Raw genomic sequence first — 17450 nt, 5'->3', positions numbered from 1 at the left:
CAAGATTAGCTGTGCGTCGGTCGAGGTGCAACCGGGTGCAACCCTTTTTTGTCGGAATAATAAGCAGCTCGTCAGGAAATCAATTCTGGTACATCCCTCCCGCGCCTGCTTGGTGCTTTTACTTCTAGCGCAACCCGGAAAACGCCCTAAAAAGGAGCAAAAACCGACCCTTTTCAGGAAAATCCGACTAGGTGCAACTTATTCGTACGAAACTGGTTGCACCTTATTTGCTTTGTTGAATAGCATTCGCGGCCAAGGTGCAACCGGTCAAAAAGATCGGTGTGCCGGCTGATGGCTTTCCTGGGGAAACATCAGTCATAAATGCGCGGGATCCGGAATCGTCTGTCAAACATCATCGTTTGCGAGCGGTTCACTAGCCGCCGTTACATAAAAACAATGCCAGGGCGTAACTCAATGAGCGTAAGCAATCCAACCCTGATCACGTTCGTGATCTACATCGCAGCAATGGTGCTGATCGGCTTCATGGCCTATCGCTCCACCAACAACCTTTCTGACTACATTCTGGGCGGTCGTAGCCTGGGCAGCGTCGTGACCGCGCTCTCCGCGGGCGCTTCCGACATGAGCGGCTGGTTGTTGATGGGCCTGCCAGGCGCTATCTACATGTCCGGTCTTTCCGAAAGCTGGATCGCCATCGGCCTGATCATTGGTGCTTACCTGAATTGGCTGTTCGTCGCCGGCCGTCTGCGCGTGCAGACTGAGCACAACGGTGATGCACTGACCCTGCCGGATTACTTCTCCAGCCGTTTTGAAGATAAAAGCGGCCTGCTGCGGATCATCTCCGCGGTCGTGATCCTGGTGTTCTTCACCATCTACTGCGCTTCCGGCATTGTGGCCGGTGCCCGTCTGTTCGAAAGCACCTTCGGCATGTCCTACGAGACAGCGCTGTGGGCCGGTGCTGCGGCGACGATTGCCTACACCTTCGTCGGTGGTTTCCTGGCAGTGAGCTGGACTGACACCGTACAAGCCACGCTGATGATCTTCGCCTTGCTGCTGACGCCGATCATCGTGCTGCTGGCGACTGGCGGCATCGACACCACGTTCCTGGCGATCGAAGCACAAGATCCAAGCAACTTCGACATGCTGAAAAACACCACTTTCATCGGCATCATCTCGCTGATGGGCTGGGGCCTGGGCTATTTCGGCCAACCGCACATCCTGGCGCGTTTCATGGCGGCGGATTCGGTCAAGTCGATCGCCAACGCTCGTCGCATCTCCATGACCTGGATGATCCTGTGCCTGGGCGGCACCGTCGCTGTAGGTTTCTTCGGTATCGCTTACTTCTCGGCCAACCCTGCCGTGGCCATGCCCGTGAGCGAAAACCACGAGCGTGTGTTTATCGAACTGGCGAAAATCCTGTTTAACCCATGGGTTGCCGGTGTGTTGCTGTCGGCCATCCTGGCTGCAGTGATGAGTACCCTGAGCTGCCAACTGCTGGTGTGCTCGAGCGCCCTGACCGAAGACTTCTACAAAACCTTCCTGCGTAAAACCGCTTCCCAGGTTGAATTGGTCTGGGTCGGCCGTGCCATGGTGCTGCTGGTTGCCCTGATCGCCATCGCTTTGGCGGCTAACCCGAATAACCGTGTACTGGGTCTGGTCAGCTACGCCTGGGCTGGTTTCGGTGCTGCGTTCGGTCCAGTTGTCCTGATCTCCGTGATCTGGAAAAACATGACCCGCAACGGCGCACTGGCCGGCATCTTGGTCGGCGCGATCACCGTAATCGTCTGGAAACACTTCGAACTGCTGGGCCTGTACGAAATCATCCCTGGTTTCATCTTCGCCAGCCTGGCGATCTACTTCGTCAGCAAAATGGGCACCCCGACCACCGGCATGCTTCAGCGCTTTGCCGCGGCCGAGAAGGATTTCCGCCTGAACCAGTGATGGGGAGGGGCTGATGCTCTGACCTTTCGGCTACAACGAAACGGCCTGCTTCCTACTGGAAGCGGGCCTTTTTTTCAGTTTTTTTGGCGCAAGACGTGAAGCCTCGAAGTTCCACTGTGGGAGCGGGCTTGCTCGCGAATGCGGTGTGAGAGGCGGCGTTGATGTCGACTGACACACCGCATTCTCGAGCAAGCCCGCTCCCACATTTGTTCGGTGGTGCTTCTGACAGGAATGTCTGTAGTTCTCTATCCCGATTTTTGAAGGAAAAATCCCTAAAAAAGCAGGACAAATCTGATTTCCCTGTCCCTCCCTCAACACCCCTTGTCGCTCATGCAGAATCGCCCGCCTTCATTCTGCAGAGACACATCGGATGTTCGCGCCTGCCAATCAACCGCGTTTCACGTTGACCCTCGACGGCGTCCAGAATGAGCTCAAGGTACTTGAGTTCACGGGCAAGGAAGCCATCAGCCAACCCTACCGCTTTGACCTGGAACTGGTCAGCGAACGGCCCGACATTGACCTCGAAAGCCTGCTGCACCGTCAGGCGTTTCTGAGTTTCGATGCACAAGGTTCCGGTATTCACGGTCAGATTTTTCGCGTCGGCCAGAGCGATTCCGGCCAACGTCTGACGGGCTACCAAATCAGTCTCGTACCGCGTCTGGCGTACCTCGCTCGGCGCATCAATCAGCGAATCTTCCAGCATAAAAGCGTGCCGGCGATCGTCACGCAAATCCTCAAGGACCACGGCATCCAGCGCGATGCCTTCGAGTTCCAGCTCGGCAGCGACTACCCCGATCGCGAGTATTGCGTGCAGTACGCCGAAAGCGATCTGGCGTTCATCCAGCGGCTGTGTGCCGAAGTCGGCATTCATTACCACTTCCAGCACAGCCCCGATGGGCATCTGTTGGTGTTCGGCGATGACCAGACGGTTTTCCCCCGGTTGCCCGAGCCGACGCTGTATCTGCCGGGCAGTGGGATGGCGGCAGATGCGCCAGCGATCAAGCGTTTCAGCGTGCGGCTGGAAACCCGGACTACAGCGGTCACTCGCAGGGACTACGACTTCCGTAAACCGCGTTTGCAACTCGAAAGCCGCCTCGACAGCGAGCAGCGACCGGTGCTTGAGGACTACCACTTTCCCGGCCAATTCACCGATCGTGAACGCGGCAAGCATCTGGCTCAACGGATCTTGGAGCGCCACGGGGCAGATTACCGTCAGGCCGAAGGTCGCGGCGACGAATCTGCTTTGGTCAGTGGGCATTTCCTACACCTTGCCGAACACCCGCGTCAGGCGTGGAATGACCTGTGGTTGATCACTGAAATCGAACACCGTGGCCGGCAGCCGCAGGTGCTTGAAGAGTCGGCCACCAGCGACAGCCCGGATGATTTCCAGGGCTATCGCAATACCTTTCTGGCGACACCGTGGGACGTTTCCTTTCGCCCGCCGCTGGGGCCAGAAAAGCCGCGCATGCTTGGCTATCAGCCCGCCGTAGTCACCGGCCCGACTGACAGCGAAATCCATTGCGACGAGTACGGTCGGGTCAAGGTCCAACTCGCTTGGGACCGTGACGGTCAGCTCAACGAGCATTCCAGTTGCTGGCTGCGTGTCGCCACTGGCTGGGCGCACGACCGCTACGGCAGCGTGATGATTCCGCGCGTCGGTATGGAAGTGCTGGTGGGATTCGTCGACGCCGATGCCGACAAACCACTGGTTATGGGCTGCCTGCCTAACGCAGCGACCCCGGTGCCTCTTGATCTGCCGGCAGACAAGACCCGCAGCATTTTCCGCAGCCAAAGTAGTCCCGGTGGTGGCGGTTACAACGAATTGCGCATCGAGGATCGCAAGGGCGCCGAGGAAATCTACCTGCGCGCCCAGCGAAACTGGACTCAGCATGTGCTGAATGATCAACAGGTGCAGGTCGATAACGCCCGCAGCATCGTCGTCACCGGCACCGCCCGTCATGAGCTGAAGGCTGACGAAAAACGCATCACCCACGGTCAGCGCCAGACCGAAGTGCGGCTGGACGATCACTTGGTAGTGGTCGGCGACCGACACATTCGCGTGACCAGTCAGGCCCTTAACGCCAGTAAGCAATTCCACGTCAGCGCCGGTCAGCAAGTGGTCATCGACGGCGGCGCCAGCGCGACCATTCAAGCGGGCGGGCAGTGGATCAACATCGGCCCCGGCGGGATTTTCAGCAGCGTGCCGATCCAGGTCGGTGGCGCACCGATGGCGGCCATGGCTGCGGCGCCGAGCCTGCCGGACGTTCCGTTGAAACTCGCCGCCGCCCCGGCGGCGCTGCTCAGTGCCGCACAAATACTCAGCCTGCAAAGCGACGCGCCATTCTGCGAAGAATGCGAGCGCTGCAAGGACGGTGTTTGTGCCGCCTGATGCCTTGTCACCTCACGACTGGCTGGAGCGCCAGCCACTGAAGCCTTCGGAGCAACTGTTCGCGATCTTCAGCAGTGCCAGTGCTGCTGAACCGTTCAAAGCCTGGCAGCGCTCGATCACGGCTCAAGCGCCGAGCCCGATTTGGGCTGACACGGAGTATGCCGAGTGGGAAGCGGTGATGCCCTATGTCGGAATCGTCGCTGCTGGCGGTGAGTTTCTGGAGTGGGTTGCCACCACTGAGTCTCGCGATTGGGGGTGGTTGGCGGTTTCTTCTGTTTCTCAAGAAGCGCTGGTCGAGCATTTGCGCAGCCTCACGCAAGTCCTGATGCCCAACGGTAGCGCGGTGTTTTTCCGTTTCTGGGATGGGCGTTATTTGCTGTCGATTTTTCAGTCTGCCGACGTTAACACCACGCAGTTAATGCCTGTCATCGACCGTTGTTTGATCAATGGGCAACCGCTCGATATCGGCGGCAGTGCGGTGAAAACCTCCAGGGTTTTCCCGTGGTGGGAAGTTTCTGAATCACTGCTCAAACACCTCGCCACTGAGTCCGCCACAACCCGCATCAACAACTTGATGAAGTGGTTGAGCGAGGACCGCCCAGACCTTTACGACGCGTTTTCGATGAGTGTGTTGCGGCACAAAATTGCGATCTTCTTGCAAGCGCCGGACCTGTCTCAAGCACCGAAATCAGCCTTGGTGGATTACCTGATAGCGGAGCTGGACTGATGGATCAGATCGTGCGGATCGAGCAGGAGCTCGACGGTTTCAAAGACACCTTGAGTTTGTATCGCCAACAACTTGGCAGCTTCCTGAGCCGGAATGCAGATAGGGTCAGCCGAGCGACAGATATGCCGTCGCTGATGGACATGGAACGGAAGATCAAGCTGGGAAATACCAGCAAATCGGTCAGCAGTCGTGATGACGATTTTCTCTCCAGCGTTGCGCAGTGTCCGGAAGGCGGAATTCTGGAAATCGAGAGCAAGTTTGAATCGGTTTATGACATTCCGTTGGGGAATATTCAGGTCGATGTCATTGCGGAGGATGGTGGTAAGTCGACGCCTGTGACGCTTGATGAAAACGGTAAAGGGCAGTTCGAAGGCTTACCCGGAAAGTTCTACCGTGTTCATGTCCAGAGTGAAGTTACCTCGACTCAAATCGATGATCTTTTCTCCTCCTACGACGGCCTGACCAAAGAGCTGGAAGGCTGGTTGCGCAAGGAATGGGAGGGGTTCAAGCCGCAATGGTCGCAGTCGACTTTTGCGGCTGCTGGTAATGGAATGCTGGCGGGAAGTTGGGCAGCAGTCATGGGCATTTGGGATGGACTGAGTCTTGTCTTTGACATCCTCAAGAATCCTGACGCTCACCTTGAACAACTTGGCAGTAGTGCGCAGCAACTCATCGATCTGGCGAAGCAATCACCAGCAACGATGGAAAAAGCCATGCTGCTGGCTAGCGATGAAGCGGCGCTTTGTCTGCTGTTTCGTGCTGCGAGTCTTTGGCTTTCGGCGTTACCGCCTAGCGAAATGGCTGGCAACTCGGCAGAGGTGGCCAGCCACGTCATTGTCTCGGTGCTGATCGATATTCTGATTGCTTTGGCGCTGGCCTGGACGGGTGTCGGTATACCCGCCGCCAAGGCCTATTTAACAGCTCGCGGGATCAAGTACGGGGCGTTGCTGGCCAGTCTCGCGATGCGTTTCGTCGAGGCCACTTTCAATATCCTCAACACCTTCATGAAGTACGTCGACCAGTACAAAGCGGTCGCCGCACGCGGTGTTGCAGCGGGTCTGAAAAAAGGTCGGATGCAACTGCGCTGGGATGCCAGGCGCAACACCACACTCAAGCAAAACGAACACCACGACAACGTCCCGGATCAGGCGAAAAACCCCAACGGCGAGAGTGCCGATTCCGCGAATAAAACCGCCACCAACAAATGCCCGGTGTCGATGGTCACCGGCGAAGAACTGCTGACCCTCACCGACGGTGCGCTGGACGGCATCCTGTCGTTCGACTTCACCCGGCTCTATCGCACCAGCGCCGCCGAGATCGATTGCGGCCTCGGTTTCGGCTGGAGTCATTCGCTCTCTCATCGACTGGACATCGACGGCGACAGTGTCATCTGGATCGACCACGAAAACCGTCGCACCACGTTCCCGCAACCGACCGTTGAACGCCCGGCGATCCACAATAGCCTGTCGCGCGCGGCGATTTATCTCGGGGCTGAACCCGAAGAACTGATCCTCGCCCAGGCCGGCGACGACGCACGGTTTTATCACTTTCGCCACGGTCGACTCACGACCATCAGCGACGCCTACGACAACCGCTTGCGCATCACCCGCGACCGCCATGAGCGCATCCAGCGCCTCGACAACGGCTCCGGCCGCGCCTTGCGCTTGCGTTATGAACACAACCACTTGGTCGCCGTCGACTACCAGGTGTTTATCCCGGCCCAGACCCTTGATGAGTGCTGGAAAACCGAGCAAACCCTGGTCAGTTACACCTACGACGAACGCGCACAACTGATCGAAGCCAGCAACGCCGCCGGTGAAAGCGAACGCTACGACTACGACGACCAGCACGTCATCCTCCAACGGCAACTGGCCGGTGGGGCGAGTTTCTTCTGGGCGTGGGAACGGTCCGGCAAGGCGGCCCGTTGCGTCCGGCATTGGGCGTCGTTTGCGCAGATGGATGCGTGCTATGTCTGGGACGACCAGGGCAGCGTCACGGTTCATAACGTCGATGGCAGCCAAGAGGTTTACCTTCATGACGACCGCGCGCGGCTGGTGCGCAAGGTCGAGCTGAATGGTGGTGAACAGCTCAAGGCCTATGACGACCAAGGTCGACTAATTGCCGAGCAGGATCCGCTCGGAGCCGTCACCGAATACCGCTACGACGAAGTCGGACGGTTGGTGGCGCTGATTCCGCCGGAAGACGAGCCAACGTCCTACGAGTATCGCAACGGTTTCCTGCACGCCCGTTATCGCGATAAAGCGGTGTGGAAATATCTGCGCAATGCCCAGGGTGACATTACCGAAGCGACCGATCCCGACGGCCAGATCACCTATTACCACTACGACGAAAAAGGTCAGTTGCTGTCGATCCGCTACCCCGACACCAGCCGGCATGTGTTCGTCTGGAACAGTTTGGGGCAACTGATCGAGGAAACCCTGCCCGACGGTGGTGTGCGGCGCTTTTCCTACGATGCACTGGGCCGGCAGACGACCCGTCAGGACGAACATGGCGCGGTCACCCAGTCGCAATGGGACGCCGTTGGCCGACTGATCCAGACCACGCTGCCTACCGGTGCCAGTCGCGCCTACAGCTACAACGCCTACGGCAAGATCACCGCCGAACGCGACGAACTCGGTCGCGTCACGCGCTACGAATACCTCGACGACCTGCACCTGGTCAGCCGCCGGCTCAATGCCGACGGCACCCAGCTCAAGTATCGCTACGACAACGCACAGCTGTTGCTCACGGAAATCGAAAACGAATCCGGCGAAAAATATCAGCTGGACTACACCCCCGGCGGATTGATCCGACAGGAAACCGGATTCGACGGCCAGCGCACCGCGTACGCCTACGACCTCAATGGCCATCTGCTGGAGAAAACCGAGTTCGGCGCTGACGGTCCGCAACTGGTTACCGCCTATGAGCGGGATTCGGCCGGGCGACTGCGGGTCAAAACCCTGCCCGACGGCCTCAAGGTCGAATACCGCTACGACAGCCTCGGCCGGCTGATCGGCGTCGACGACGGCCACGACCATCCGCTGGAATTCGAGTACGACCCACAAGACCGACTGATCACCGAACATCAGGGCTGGGGCACGTTGCGCTATGGCTACGACGCCTGCGGTCAACTCAATCGCCTGCGCCTGCCGGACGGCAGCAAACTCGATTACCACCACGCCAAGGGCGGCGCGCTCACCACCATCGACCTCAATGGCGCGCGGCTCACCGGCCACCAATTTTCCTTCGGCCGCGAACAACAACGCCAGCAAGGCCGGTTGCTCAGCGACTTTGCCTACGACGATCAGGGTCGACTGAAGGCCCACGCCATCAGCCAACAGCAAAAAAACCTCTACCGCCGCGACTATGCCTACAGCCTCAACGGCAATCTCGACCACATCGCCGACACCCGCCACGGCCAGCGCAGCTACCAGTACGACCCGCTCAACCGCCTGACCCGCGTGCGCCACACCCGCGACGACCTAGCGGAAACCTTCGCCCACGACCCGGCCGGCAATCTGCTGATGCAGGACCGCCCCGGCGCCGCGAAGGTGATGGGTAATCGCCTGCTCATGCAAGGCGACCGCCACTACGACTACGACGCCTTCGGCAACCTGATCCGCGAACGCCGCGGCACCGGGCAAAAACTCGTCACCGACTACCGCTACGACTGCCAACACCGCCTGGTCGGCGTCACCACTCCAGACGGTCGCACCGCCAGCTACCGCTACGATGCCTTCGGCCGCCGCATCGCCAAAACCGTTGACGGCCACACCACCGAGTTCTTCTGGCAAGGCGACAACCTCATCGCCGAAAGCAGCCGCGAACACTACCGCAGCTACGTCTACGAACCCGGCAGCTTCCGCCCGCTGGCCATGCTCGACGGCAAAGGACCGCGCAAAGCCTGCCCGTTCTACTACCAACTCGACCACCTCGGCACGCCGCAGGAACTGACTGATTTTAGTGGCGAGATCGTGTGGTCGGCGAAGTACAACGCCTACGGCAAAGTCACGCACCTGGCGCTCGGCGGCGGCGAGCAACTTGAGCAACCGTTACGGTTTCAGGGGCAATATTTCGATGCCGAGAGCGGTCTGTATTACAACCGGCATCGGTACTATGATCCTGAGATTGGTCGCTACCTGACGCCGGACCCGGTGAAGTTGGCGGGTGGGCTGAATCAGTACCAGTACACGCCGAATCCGACGGGGTGGGTTGATCCGTTGGGGTTGAGCGGGCAGTGCCCGCCGCCGAATAAGCCTGGGTGTTCGGCGCCGGATGATACGACTGGCGCTAGGGTGGATGAGGGTGAGCCGCCGCTGCCGAGGCTGACGGGAGAGCAGCGTAGGGCGCGGATTGATGAATTGGCTGAGGCGAACGCTAAGCGGCGGGTCGAGGAGCTTGAGGAATTGTATGGCATGCATACCGTTGCGAAGCATAATCCCGAAATACCAGATGCAGCTTTAAAGCAAAGGTCTATTGATGGGAGTCACCCGACTAAACCAAGAGTAATGGAGGGGGTTAATTCTAGCTCTCAATTCAATAGCTGGTTACTGCAGCTTAACGCGATAAATGATGCAGTATCTAGGATGAATCGAAATCCTCCCGCGCCTACAGGATTCACTGCTAGAGGAGATCCGATTGTGAGAAAAGAGATGCCAAATGCTGGTAGAGGGTATAAACCAAATAACAGGGACAGAAACAATCCAAGATATGTAGATGTGCTAGATTATTCTGAAGTTAGATTTCGCCGGCAGGATATAAAAAAGCCTTATACGGCGTTCCCAAATTAGGATGTTGAGATGTTGAAGTGGCCCATGTTCGATCTACCGTTTGAGCCCCTGCTTTCATATTGGCTGGGAGGTATTTCTACATATGATATTGAAGAAACTCTGGGCGTCGCTTTGTCGGGGTACGATCCGAACGATGAAGCCGATAGAGAAGTGGTTATAAGAGACTTTATATTAACTCGTTTTGATGATCTTACTTACAGGCATAGATTTTTAATGGTTAAGCTGCTTGAGGCGTCATTAAAGCTTCCGGAGTTTGATTTTTCTGGACAATTCGAAAGTAATTACGATGAGAATACTTGTGTCGCATGGGACGAAACGCAAATAGATGACGCTCGCGGCTTTTTTGAGGATATATATAGGCTGGCCAGCGAAGAGTGGAAGAATGATCTTCAAAAAGCTAGTCTCGAAGATCAATCTGGTTGGTGAATTGTAGTGTCTGAGAATATAACGCGAGAGTTGATGCTGGAATGGGCGTATAACGATGGCGTCGTTGTTGACATGTATGAAAGTGGCGATGATGGTGATGCTGCAATTCTCGAAAGTACAGTAAAGAGTATTTTTGGTGCGAAGGGGTTGCTGGAGTTTGCTGCAGATCCAAAATGCCCGAGTAGGTTGTATTTTGCTAGGTTGTTGTCGCACTCTTTCTTATGGGTGTTTAGGCGCGGTACTAAATTGCCTTTTCATTTTTCTAGATTTCGCGGAATTATGTCGAGAGATGAATATAGACAAGAGCTTGTAAGGCGTGAAGACGAAATATATGAGCTTTGTTTGGTCCTGGATAGTATGCGGGTTATTAATGATCCTGCAATTCAGTCTCTATACAAGCAGGTTCTGGATTTTAGGCATGATCAACGCGACAGTGACTCTAGGTTCTACTGCGAGTGTTGCTCTAGATTAGATCTTAAGTTGTTTGAGTAGGAAGCTTTTTTGGTTTGTCGCGTTTTGTTGTCGCATCCCAATATGACCGCTTTTGTTTAAGTTGGGGTGGTGTGTCGACTTGTGGTTAGGAAAGCTGATGCAGGAATAAATAAATCTGCTTGGTTTTTTACTTGTCCTTCGGGGAGGAAATGATGTTGCGAGATCCATTTTTAAATGAAGAGTTTCAACCAGATTTGATGTGGTTTATTGGCGTTTTTGATGTTTATGATCGCGAGAAAACTCGGGGTGCGGAACTGGAAGTATTTAATCCTAATGACCGCTTTGACAGAGCGGAGCTGATCAAAAGATACAGCTTGAATCTAGGTTATCTGTCCTATAGACATAAGCTCGTGCTGATGGACTTTCTAGCGGAAAAGCTAAACGATGCGTCTTATGATTTTCAGAGTTTGTTTGATATAGATGAAGAAGATGCAGGTAGTTGGCCGCGTGGTGAGTGGTATGCATTGGAGGATCCCCGTGGATTTCTTCAAGATGTCTATATGTTGGCTCAGGAGGCATGGAAGGAAGATCTTCTTTTGGCGAGTCTTGAAGATCGGGACAGTTGGTGATGGATAAGGTGATGCCTGTCAGTCTGGACTCCCACGCGTCGGCATTCTCAAGAGTAATAAATAAATTCGTCCCCTTTATGCTCTTTATGCTTAGACTGCTACTTTGAAGATAGTGAAATTTACTCGCTTTGATGATGTCGACTACGATGTTGGATATGCGTACCGCGGTTATAACTACGACATAAAGAACGAAGAGGATGTATTTCTGATCAGACTTTACGATGACGAGCCCGGACAGGCAACGGTAGTACGTCCGACTACGATGTCTAAAAACGGTAACCTTAGAAAACTTGTTGAGTTCTTACAGTCCGAGTTAGGAGTTTCCAAGATCTGTCTCTATAAGGGCGATTTGGGGAGCTACGCCGAGATCGATCTTGATAACTTATTATTCTGTTCCGTCTGAAGTTGACGGTAAGAGAGTGGCAGGCTTTTTTACACACTCTGGGCCGAATTCTGTCGTTGTTGAGCGGCAGCTATAGGTTGTGGATTTAACAGATGGCGAAATCAAGCAAGCTTCAGTGGAGCCTTTCGCCACGTTTGTTTTTTTGAGCGAAATTTCTGGGCAAGGTCGTCGGAAGTTTCCTTCAAACCGTATCGGTTTCCATGAACTGGTGCGAAGTGAGATCCATGGATAGTCTTTGGCTGTCGCTGCAAATGCAGTGGCAGGGTGTAGGAACCTTGGACAACTCACCGCGCATCAGCGCTGTCGTTTGATTGCGGCACTTAACTTGTGTCCGTAACATCGTTCGCGGCGGCTGTGCGCGGGGCACGCTACGGCGTGGCTGAGTTTGGTGAGTTGCTCAGTTTCCTACTCCCGCGTACGGCTGCCACCCAAGCCCGTAGGAAGGCCGTTGGTAGCTTTTAACTCAATCACCAAGGTCTAAAAAAATGAAAAATCTTCACCCCGATCCACCCTACGAAAAACCAGTTCCCCATCCCGATAACCGCTTCATGGCCCTCACCAGCAATTGCACCGACATGCCTACTCTGTTCGTCGATACCCACGCGCCGCTCGATGTTTTGTACGACGCTGCCAGTTATCGAATTCGCGCCGTGACCCAGGTGCTTGAGAACCTGTCGATGCGCGGTTCGGTTGAGTGTGAGTCGTTCATTCTTAGTGATTTTGCGCTGCTGTGTGCCATTCCGTTGCGGGATGGGTGTGATGTGCTGGATGTGATTGGGCGGCGGTTGCGGGCTCGGCCTTCGGACTAGCGGCTTACGGCTTTTTGTGGCGAGGGGGCTTGCCCCCGTTGGGTCGCGCAGCGGCCCTAAAACCTGCGACTCGGTAATGTCAGTTGTACCGAGGGGTTTGGTTTGGCGACTGCTTCGCAGTCGAGCGGGAGCAAGCTCCCTCGCCACAGGTTTTGTGATGTGGCGGGATATTTTGGGGGCTGCTTCGCAGCCCAACGGGGCAAGCCCCCTCGCCACAGGGTTTGTGGGGCTGCAACTGCCCGCTCGGCTGTGAGGCCCTGACGTTCGCCTCGGTACAAGGTAAACTTCCCGGCCTTCGCAGGAGCAATCATGAATTATCGTCACGCCTTCCATGCCGGCAATCACGCCGATGTGTTCAAACACCTGACTTTGACCCGCATCATCGCCTTGATGTCGCGCAAGGAGCAGCCGTTTGCCTATCTCGACACTCACGCCGGTATTGGTCTGTATGACCTGCAGGGCGATCAGGCGAGCCGTACCGGTGAGTACCTGGAAGGGATCGCGCGGTTGTGGGATCAGCCGGATTTGCCGGCGCTGACTGCCGATTACATGAAGGTGCTGCACGACATGAACCCGGATGGCCAGTTGCGCTATTACCCGGGGTCGCCGGAGTTGGCGCGGCGTCTGACGCGGCCGCAGGATCGGGTGATGCTCAATGAGAAGCACCCCGAAGACGGCTTGCTGCTCAAGGACAATATGGCCGGTGATCGTCGGGTGAAGGTTCACTTGGGCGAAGGCTGGCATGTGCCGCGCGCGATGTTGCCGGTGCAGGAGAAGCGGGCGGTGATGTTGATTGATCCGCCGTTCGAGCAGCTTGATGAGATGCAGCGTTGTGCGGCGTCGTTGAAAGAGGCGATTGGCCGAATGCGGCAGACGGTGGCGGCGATCTGGTACCCGGTGAAGGACCAGCGCATGTTGCGGCGTTTTTATCAGGACCTGGCCGGCACGGGCGCGCCGAAGTTGTTGCGCGTGGAGTTGTTGGTGCATCCATTGGATACGCCCAATAGCTTGAATGGCTCGGGGTTGGCGATTGCCAATCCGCCGTGGGGGCTGGAAGAGGAATTGCGTGAGTTGCTGCCGTGGTTGTCCAAGAAGCTTGGGCAGACTCAGGGTGGGTGGCAGATGGATTGGTTGATTGCTGAGAGTTGACCAGTGATCGTTCCCACGCTCTGCGTGGGAATGCATCCCGTGACGCTCTGCGTCACCTGAAAGCGGAACGCTGAGCGTCCCCGGCGGCATTCCCACGCAGAGCGTGGGAACGATCGGTGCGCGGTTAGATCGGGCAAGTCACGCCTGTACCGCCAATCCCGCAATAGCCTTCAGGGTTTTTCGCCAGGTATTGCTGGTGATACGCCTCGGCGAAGTAGAACGTCGGGGCTTCTTCGATTTCGGTGGTGATGGTGCCTTTGCCAGCCTTGGTCAACTCGGCCTGGAATACTTGCTCGCTGTGCTTGGCCGCGGCCAGTTGAGTCGGGTTGGTGGCGTAGATCACCGAGCGGTACTGGGTGCCGATGTCATTGCCCTGGCGCATGCCCTGGGTCGGGTTGTGCAGTTCCCAGAACATCTTCAGCAGCGCTTCGTAGCTGACTTTTTCCGGCTCGTAGACCACCAGCACCACTTCGCTGTGGCCGGTCAGGCCCGAGCAGACTTCTTCATACGTCGGGTTCGGCGTAAAGCCGCCGGCGTAACCCACCGCCGTACTGACCACGCCTTCGCGCTGCCAGAACTTGCGTTCCGCGCCCCAGAAGCAGCCCAGGCCGAAGATCGCGAAATCCACGTCGGTGACGAACGGGCCCAGCAGCGGGGCGTCGTGGACGAAGTGTTTTTCCGGCACGGTCATTGGGGTTTCGCGGCCAGGCAGAGCTTGTTCTTGAGTCGGGAGCACGTTTTTGTTCACCAGTATTTCCGAACGCAGAACCATGATCAGTCCTCTCAGTCAGGTTGAGATGTAAATACACAGACTGCCAGTGTGCCTAATGCCGGTCAGTTACGCACTACCCCTGTGGGAATGAGCCCGTGGCGAGGGGGCTTGCCCCCGTTGGGCTGCGAAGCGGCCCCAAAATCTCTGATGTACCAAAGATCTTGTGAGTGCCACGCACTCAAGCGGGGGCAAGCCCCCTCGCCACAGGCTCGCTCCCAGAGGGATTGCGGTGTGGTCAGGCGATTGGGCCGCGCGGGTAGCGTTTGAGCTTTTCGATCAGCTCGGCACCCGGGATCGGTCGGTCGAACAGGTAGCCCTGGCCGACATCGCAGCGGTGGCGGCGCAGGAAGGCCAACTGCTCGGCGGTCTCGATGCCTTCAGCCACAACCTTGAGTTTCAGGTTGTGGGCCATGGCGATCACCGCGGAGGTGATTTCCATGTCGTCCTGGTTGTCGGGGATTTCGTGGATGAAGCTTCGATCGATCTTGATGATGTCGATCGGGAATTTTTTCAGATAACTGAGCGACGAGTAACCGGTGCCGAAGTCGTCCATCGCCAGGGTCAGGCCCAGACGCTTGAGCTGATCGAGCTGCAGGTGCGTATCTTCGGTGGCTTCCAGCAGCAGGCCTTCGGTCAGTTCCAGCTCCAGCAGGTTCGCCGGCAGCTCTTCTTCCTTGAGGATGTTGGCGATGGACGCCACCAGGTCCGGGTCGGAGAACTGCTTGGGCGACAGGTTGATCGCTACTTGCAGATTGCCCAGGCCGGCGGCGGTCAGGTCTTTGCTCATGCGGCAGGCCTGGCGGGCGATCCATTTGCCGATCGGAATGATCAGCCCGGTCTCTTCGGCGACGCTGATGAACTGGTCCGGGCGGATCATGCCTTTTTCCGGATGGTTCCATCGCAACAGCGCTTCCATGCCCAGCAGGCGACCGCTGCGCAGGCACAGCTTGGGCTGGTAAAACACGTCCAGCTCGTTCTGGGTCAGGGCGCGGCGCAGGTTGTTCTCGACGAACAATTTATAGCTGGCCTCGGCATTCAGCGCTTCGGTGAACACCTGCACTTGGTGTTTGCCATTGGCCTTGGCCTTATGCAATGCCAGGCCGGCGTTGCGCATCAGCGTCTGCGGATCACGGCCATGCAGCGGCGCGCAGGCCAGGCCCACGGAGCCGGTGACGCTGATCAACTGGTTATCGACGAACATCGGTTTGTCGAGGGTCGCCAGCAATTGGTTGGCGACCTGCTGGCCAGTCGAGAGGTCAGTGTCGTCCAGCAGCACCGCGAATTCGTTACTGGCGAAGCGCGCCAGACTGCCGCTCGGGCTCAGGCTGTTGCGCAAGCGTCGCGCCAGGCTGATCAGCAGTTTGTCGCCGGTCTGGTGGCCGAGGCTGTCGTTGATCCGCTTGAAGTTGTCGATGTCCACCAGCAGCAGGCTGATCGGTGTATCGCTGTCTCGGGCGAAGCGTTCATCAAGGTTGCGGATGAACGCCGGGCGGTTGCCGAGGTTGGTCAGGTTATCGGTATAGGCCAGGCGCTCGATGCGCTGCTGGGCGAGCTTGGTGTGGGTGATGTCTTCGTAGATGCCGATGTAGTGGGTCAGCTCACGGTTGTCGCCGTAGACTTTGGAAATCGACAGCTGTCCCCAGTAGGGTTCGAGGTTTTTGCGCCGGCTCTTGAACTCGCCCTGCCAGCTGTTGCTCTTGGCCAGCGCCGACGGCGCGTCGAACAACAGTTCGCTGAGGTTTTCCAGCGCCGGCAGTTCCGACAGCCGCTGGCCGTGGACTTCCTCGGTGGTGTACTGGGTGATCGCAGTGAAGCTTGGATTGACGTATTCCACCACGCCATCGCAATTGACCAGCAGAAAGGCGTTGGCGCTTTGCTCCACCGCACGCTGGAACAAGTGCAGTGCGCTGGTGGCGGTGCGGCGGTTGTGGTTGTTGATGACCTGGGCGAATTGATCCGCCAGCTCGCCGGCAAAGGCGATTTCGTCCGACTGCCAGGCGCGGGTCGCACCGGTCTGCTCCAGGCAGAGCACACCGACCACTTGGCCATCGATGCGGATGCTGGCGTCGAGCATGGCGTTGACGTCGCGCGGGCGCAGGCTCTCGGCTATTTCCCGGGTGCGCGGGTCGCGCATGGCGTTGTGGGCATCGATAGCGCGCCCGGCGTGCAAAGCGTCCAGGTAATCGGGAAAAACACTGACGTCGATCGGCTCCGGCAGTCGGTGACCCCGGGTGACGCGGTGATAGGCGGAGATCGGCGTCAGTAGCGAGCCGTCGAGGTTCCACAGGCTGGCGCAGTCGACTTCATAGATGTCGCAGGCACTGCGGGTGATCAGCTCGGCGGCTTCTTGCAGGGAATTGTTGGTGCTGTAGCGCTGGCGGGTCAGCAGCAGAATCAGGTCTTGCTGGGCGCGCACCCGGTCCAGGTGCTGCAGTTGTTCCTGTTGGGCGCGTTGATTGAGTTCCAGGGCGATTTGCAGGCGTGAGTTCTGGGTTTCCAGGTCCAGCGCCGGCGTCAGCGGTTCGCCGTCGAACAGACCGTCCACCACCATCAGGTAGCCGCGCAGCAGGTGTCGATTGTGTTGTTTGTAAGCTTCGCCCAGTTCCAGCAGGCTCAGTACGCCTGCGGCGGTGTGCAAGGTGTAGCGGATCAGGTAATGCGGGCTATCGGCGAGTTGCTGCTGGATCGTGTCGTGCAGTTGATAGCGCGCCTCGGGCTCCATCAGGCTGGCGTAAGGCGAGCCGACCAGGGCACAGAGCTCCACCGCCGGCAGGCCAAACTGTCGTTCGCAATTGGGGTCGAGAAACAGCAGGGCCCAGCTCGGTTCATTCAGCCGTTCGAAACGCAGCATGCCGAGCCGCGAGGGCACTGGCAACTGCGTCACTACCTCGGCCACCATACGGCTGGCGGCATCGGGTTGGCTCTTCATATGGAGGGAAACTCGCTTCGAAAATGCTGATCGCGCCGGGCTCTCGCCCTCTTTACTGTTGCCTGCGGCAAGGTTGCATCATTGCAACACCGACTG

At 57.3% G+C, this 17450-nt stretch carries 10 protein-coding genes; 8 read left to right on the top strand and 2 right to left on the bottom strand.

Annotated features, from left to right (window positions below; all coding sequences use genetic code 11):
- Window positions 1-414 precede the first annotated feature (414 nt).
- From putP to AB4O41_RS14455, 8 genes are all read left to right on the top strand, one after another.
- Complete coding sequence (gene putP, locus AB4O41_RS14490; RefSeq protein WP_460143660.1) at window positions 415-1899, top strand: sodium/proline symporter PutP; 1485 nt, start codon at window positions 415-417, stop codon at window positions 1897-1899.
- A gap of 370 nt (window positions 1900-2269) precedes the next feature.
- Window positions 2270-4288: a type VI secretion system Vgr family protein gene (locus AB4O41_RS14485; RefSeq protein WP_460143659.1), complete on the top strand. Its 2019-nt coding sequence runs from the start codon at window positions 2270-2272 to the stop codon at window positions 4286-4288.
- Window positions 4278-5015, top strand: coding sequence for a DUF4123 domain-containing protein (locus AB4O41_RS14480; RefSeq protein WP_460143658.1), 738 nt, complete (start codon window positions 4278-4280; stop codon window positions 5013-5015). The genes AB4O41_RS14485 and AB4O41_RS14480 overlap by 11 nt, the downstream gene beginning before the upstream one ends.
- Window positions 5015-9805 (top strand): RHS repeat-associated core domain-containing protein, encoded by a 4791-nt coding sequence (locus AB4O41_RS14475; protein ID WP_460143657.1) that lies wholly within the window; start codon window positions 5015-5017, stop codon window positions 9803-9805. The genes AB4O41_RS14480 and AB4O41_RS14475 overlap by 1 nt, the downstream gene beginning before the upstream one ends.
- A 24-nt stretch (window positions 9806-9829) precedes the next feature.
- Window positions 9830-10231 (top strand): hypothetical protein, encoded by a 402-nt coding sequence (locus tag AB4O41_RS14470; protein ID WP_460143656.1) that lies wholly within the window; start codon window positions 9830-9832, stop codon window positions 10229-10231.
- Window positions 10232-10872: 641 nt separating this feature from the next.
- Window positions 10873-11292 (top strand): hypothetical protein, encoded by a 420-nt coding sequence (locus AB4O41_RS14465; protein WP_460143655.1) that lies wholly within the window; start codon window positions 10873-10875, stop codon window positions 11290-11292.
- Window positions 11293-12180: 888 nt separating this feature from the next.
- Window positions 12181-12504 (top strand): hypothetical protein, encoded by a 324-nt coding sequence (locus AB4O41_RS14460; protein WP_460143654.1) that lies wholly within the window; start codon window positions 12181-12183, stop codon window positions 12502-12504.
- Between the two features lie 309 nt (window positions 12505-12813).
- On the top strand, window positions 12814-13653 hold the full coding sequence (locus tag AB4O41_RS14455; protein WP_010464314.1) for a 23S rRNA (adenine(2030)-N(6))-methyltransferase RlmJ: 840 nt from the start codon (window positions 12814-12816) through the stop codon (window positions 13651-13653).
- 124 nt (window positions 13654-13777) lie between these two features.
- Here the strand turns inward: AB4O41_RS14455 and msrA are convergent, their stop codons facing one another.
- A complete protein-coding gene (gene msrA, locus AB4O41_RS14450) occupies window positions 13778-14425 on the bottom strand; it encodes a peptide-methionine (S)-S-oxide reductase MsrA (protein WP_460143653.1) in 648 nt (215 codons plus the stop codon).
- 235 nt (window positions 14426-14660) lie between these two features.
- Complete coding sequence (locus tag AB4O41_RS14445; protein ID WP_460143652.1) at window positions 14661-17354, bottom strand: putative bifunctional diguanylate cyclase/phosphodiesterase; 2694 nt, start codon at window positions 17352-17354, stop codon at window positions 14661-14663.
- Window positions 17355-17450: the final 96 nt, after the last annotated feature.

It is taken from the genome of Pseudomonas sp. S2_A02 (assembly GCF_054668495.1).
The sequence above is the reverse complement of the archived record's forward strand: the minus strand, read 5'-3'. Positions and strand labels throughout refer to the sequence as shown.

Coding starts and splice junctions, on each gene's coding strand:
- AB4O41_RS14485 (WP_460143659.1), top strand. CDS start 2,270: ATGTTCGCGCCTGCCAATCAACCGCGTTTCACGTTGACCCTCGACGGC.
- AB4O41_RS14470 (WP_460143656.1), top strand. CDS start 9,830: ATGTTCGATCTACCGTTTGAGCCCCTGCTTTCATATTGGCTGGGAGGT.
- AB4O41_RS14445 (WP_460143652.1), bottom strand. CDS start 17,354: ATGAAGAGCCAACCCGATGCCGCCAGCCGTATGGTGGCCGAGGTAGTG.
- msrA (WP_460143653.1), bottom strand. CDS start 14,425: ATGGTTCTGCGTTCGGAAATACTGGTGAACAAAAACGTGCTCCCGACT.
- AB4O41_RS14455 (WP_010464314.1), top strand. CDS start 12,814: ATGAATTATCGTCACGCCTTCCATGCCGGCAATCACGCCGATGTGTTC.
- AB4O41_RS14475 (WP_460143657.1), top strand. CDS start 5,015: ATGGATCAGATCGTGCGGATCGAGCAGGAGCTCGACGGTTTCAAAGAC.
- AB4O41_RS14460 (WP_460143654.1), top strand. CDS start 12,181: ATGAAAAATCTTCACCCCGATCCACCCTACGAAAAACCAGTTCCCCAT.
- AB4O41_RS14465 (WP_460143655.1), top strand. CDS start 10,873: ATGATGTTGCGAGATCCATTTTTAAATGAAGAGTTTCAACCAGATTTG.
- putP (WP_460143660.1), top strand. CDS start 415: ATGAGCGTAAGCAATCCAACCCTGATCACGTTCGTGATCTACATCGCA.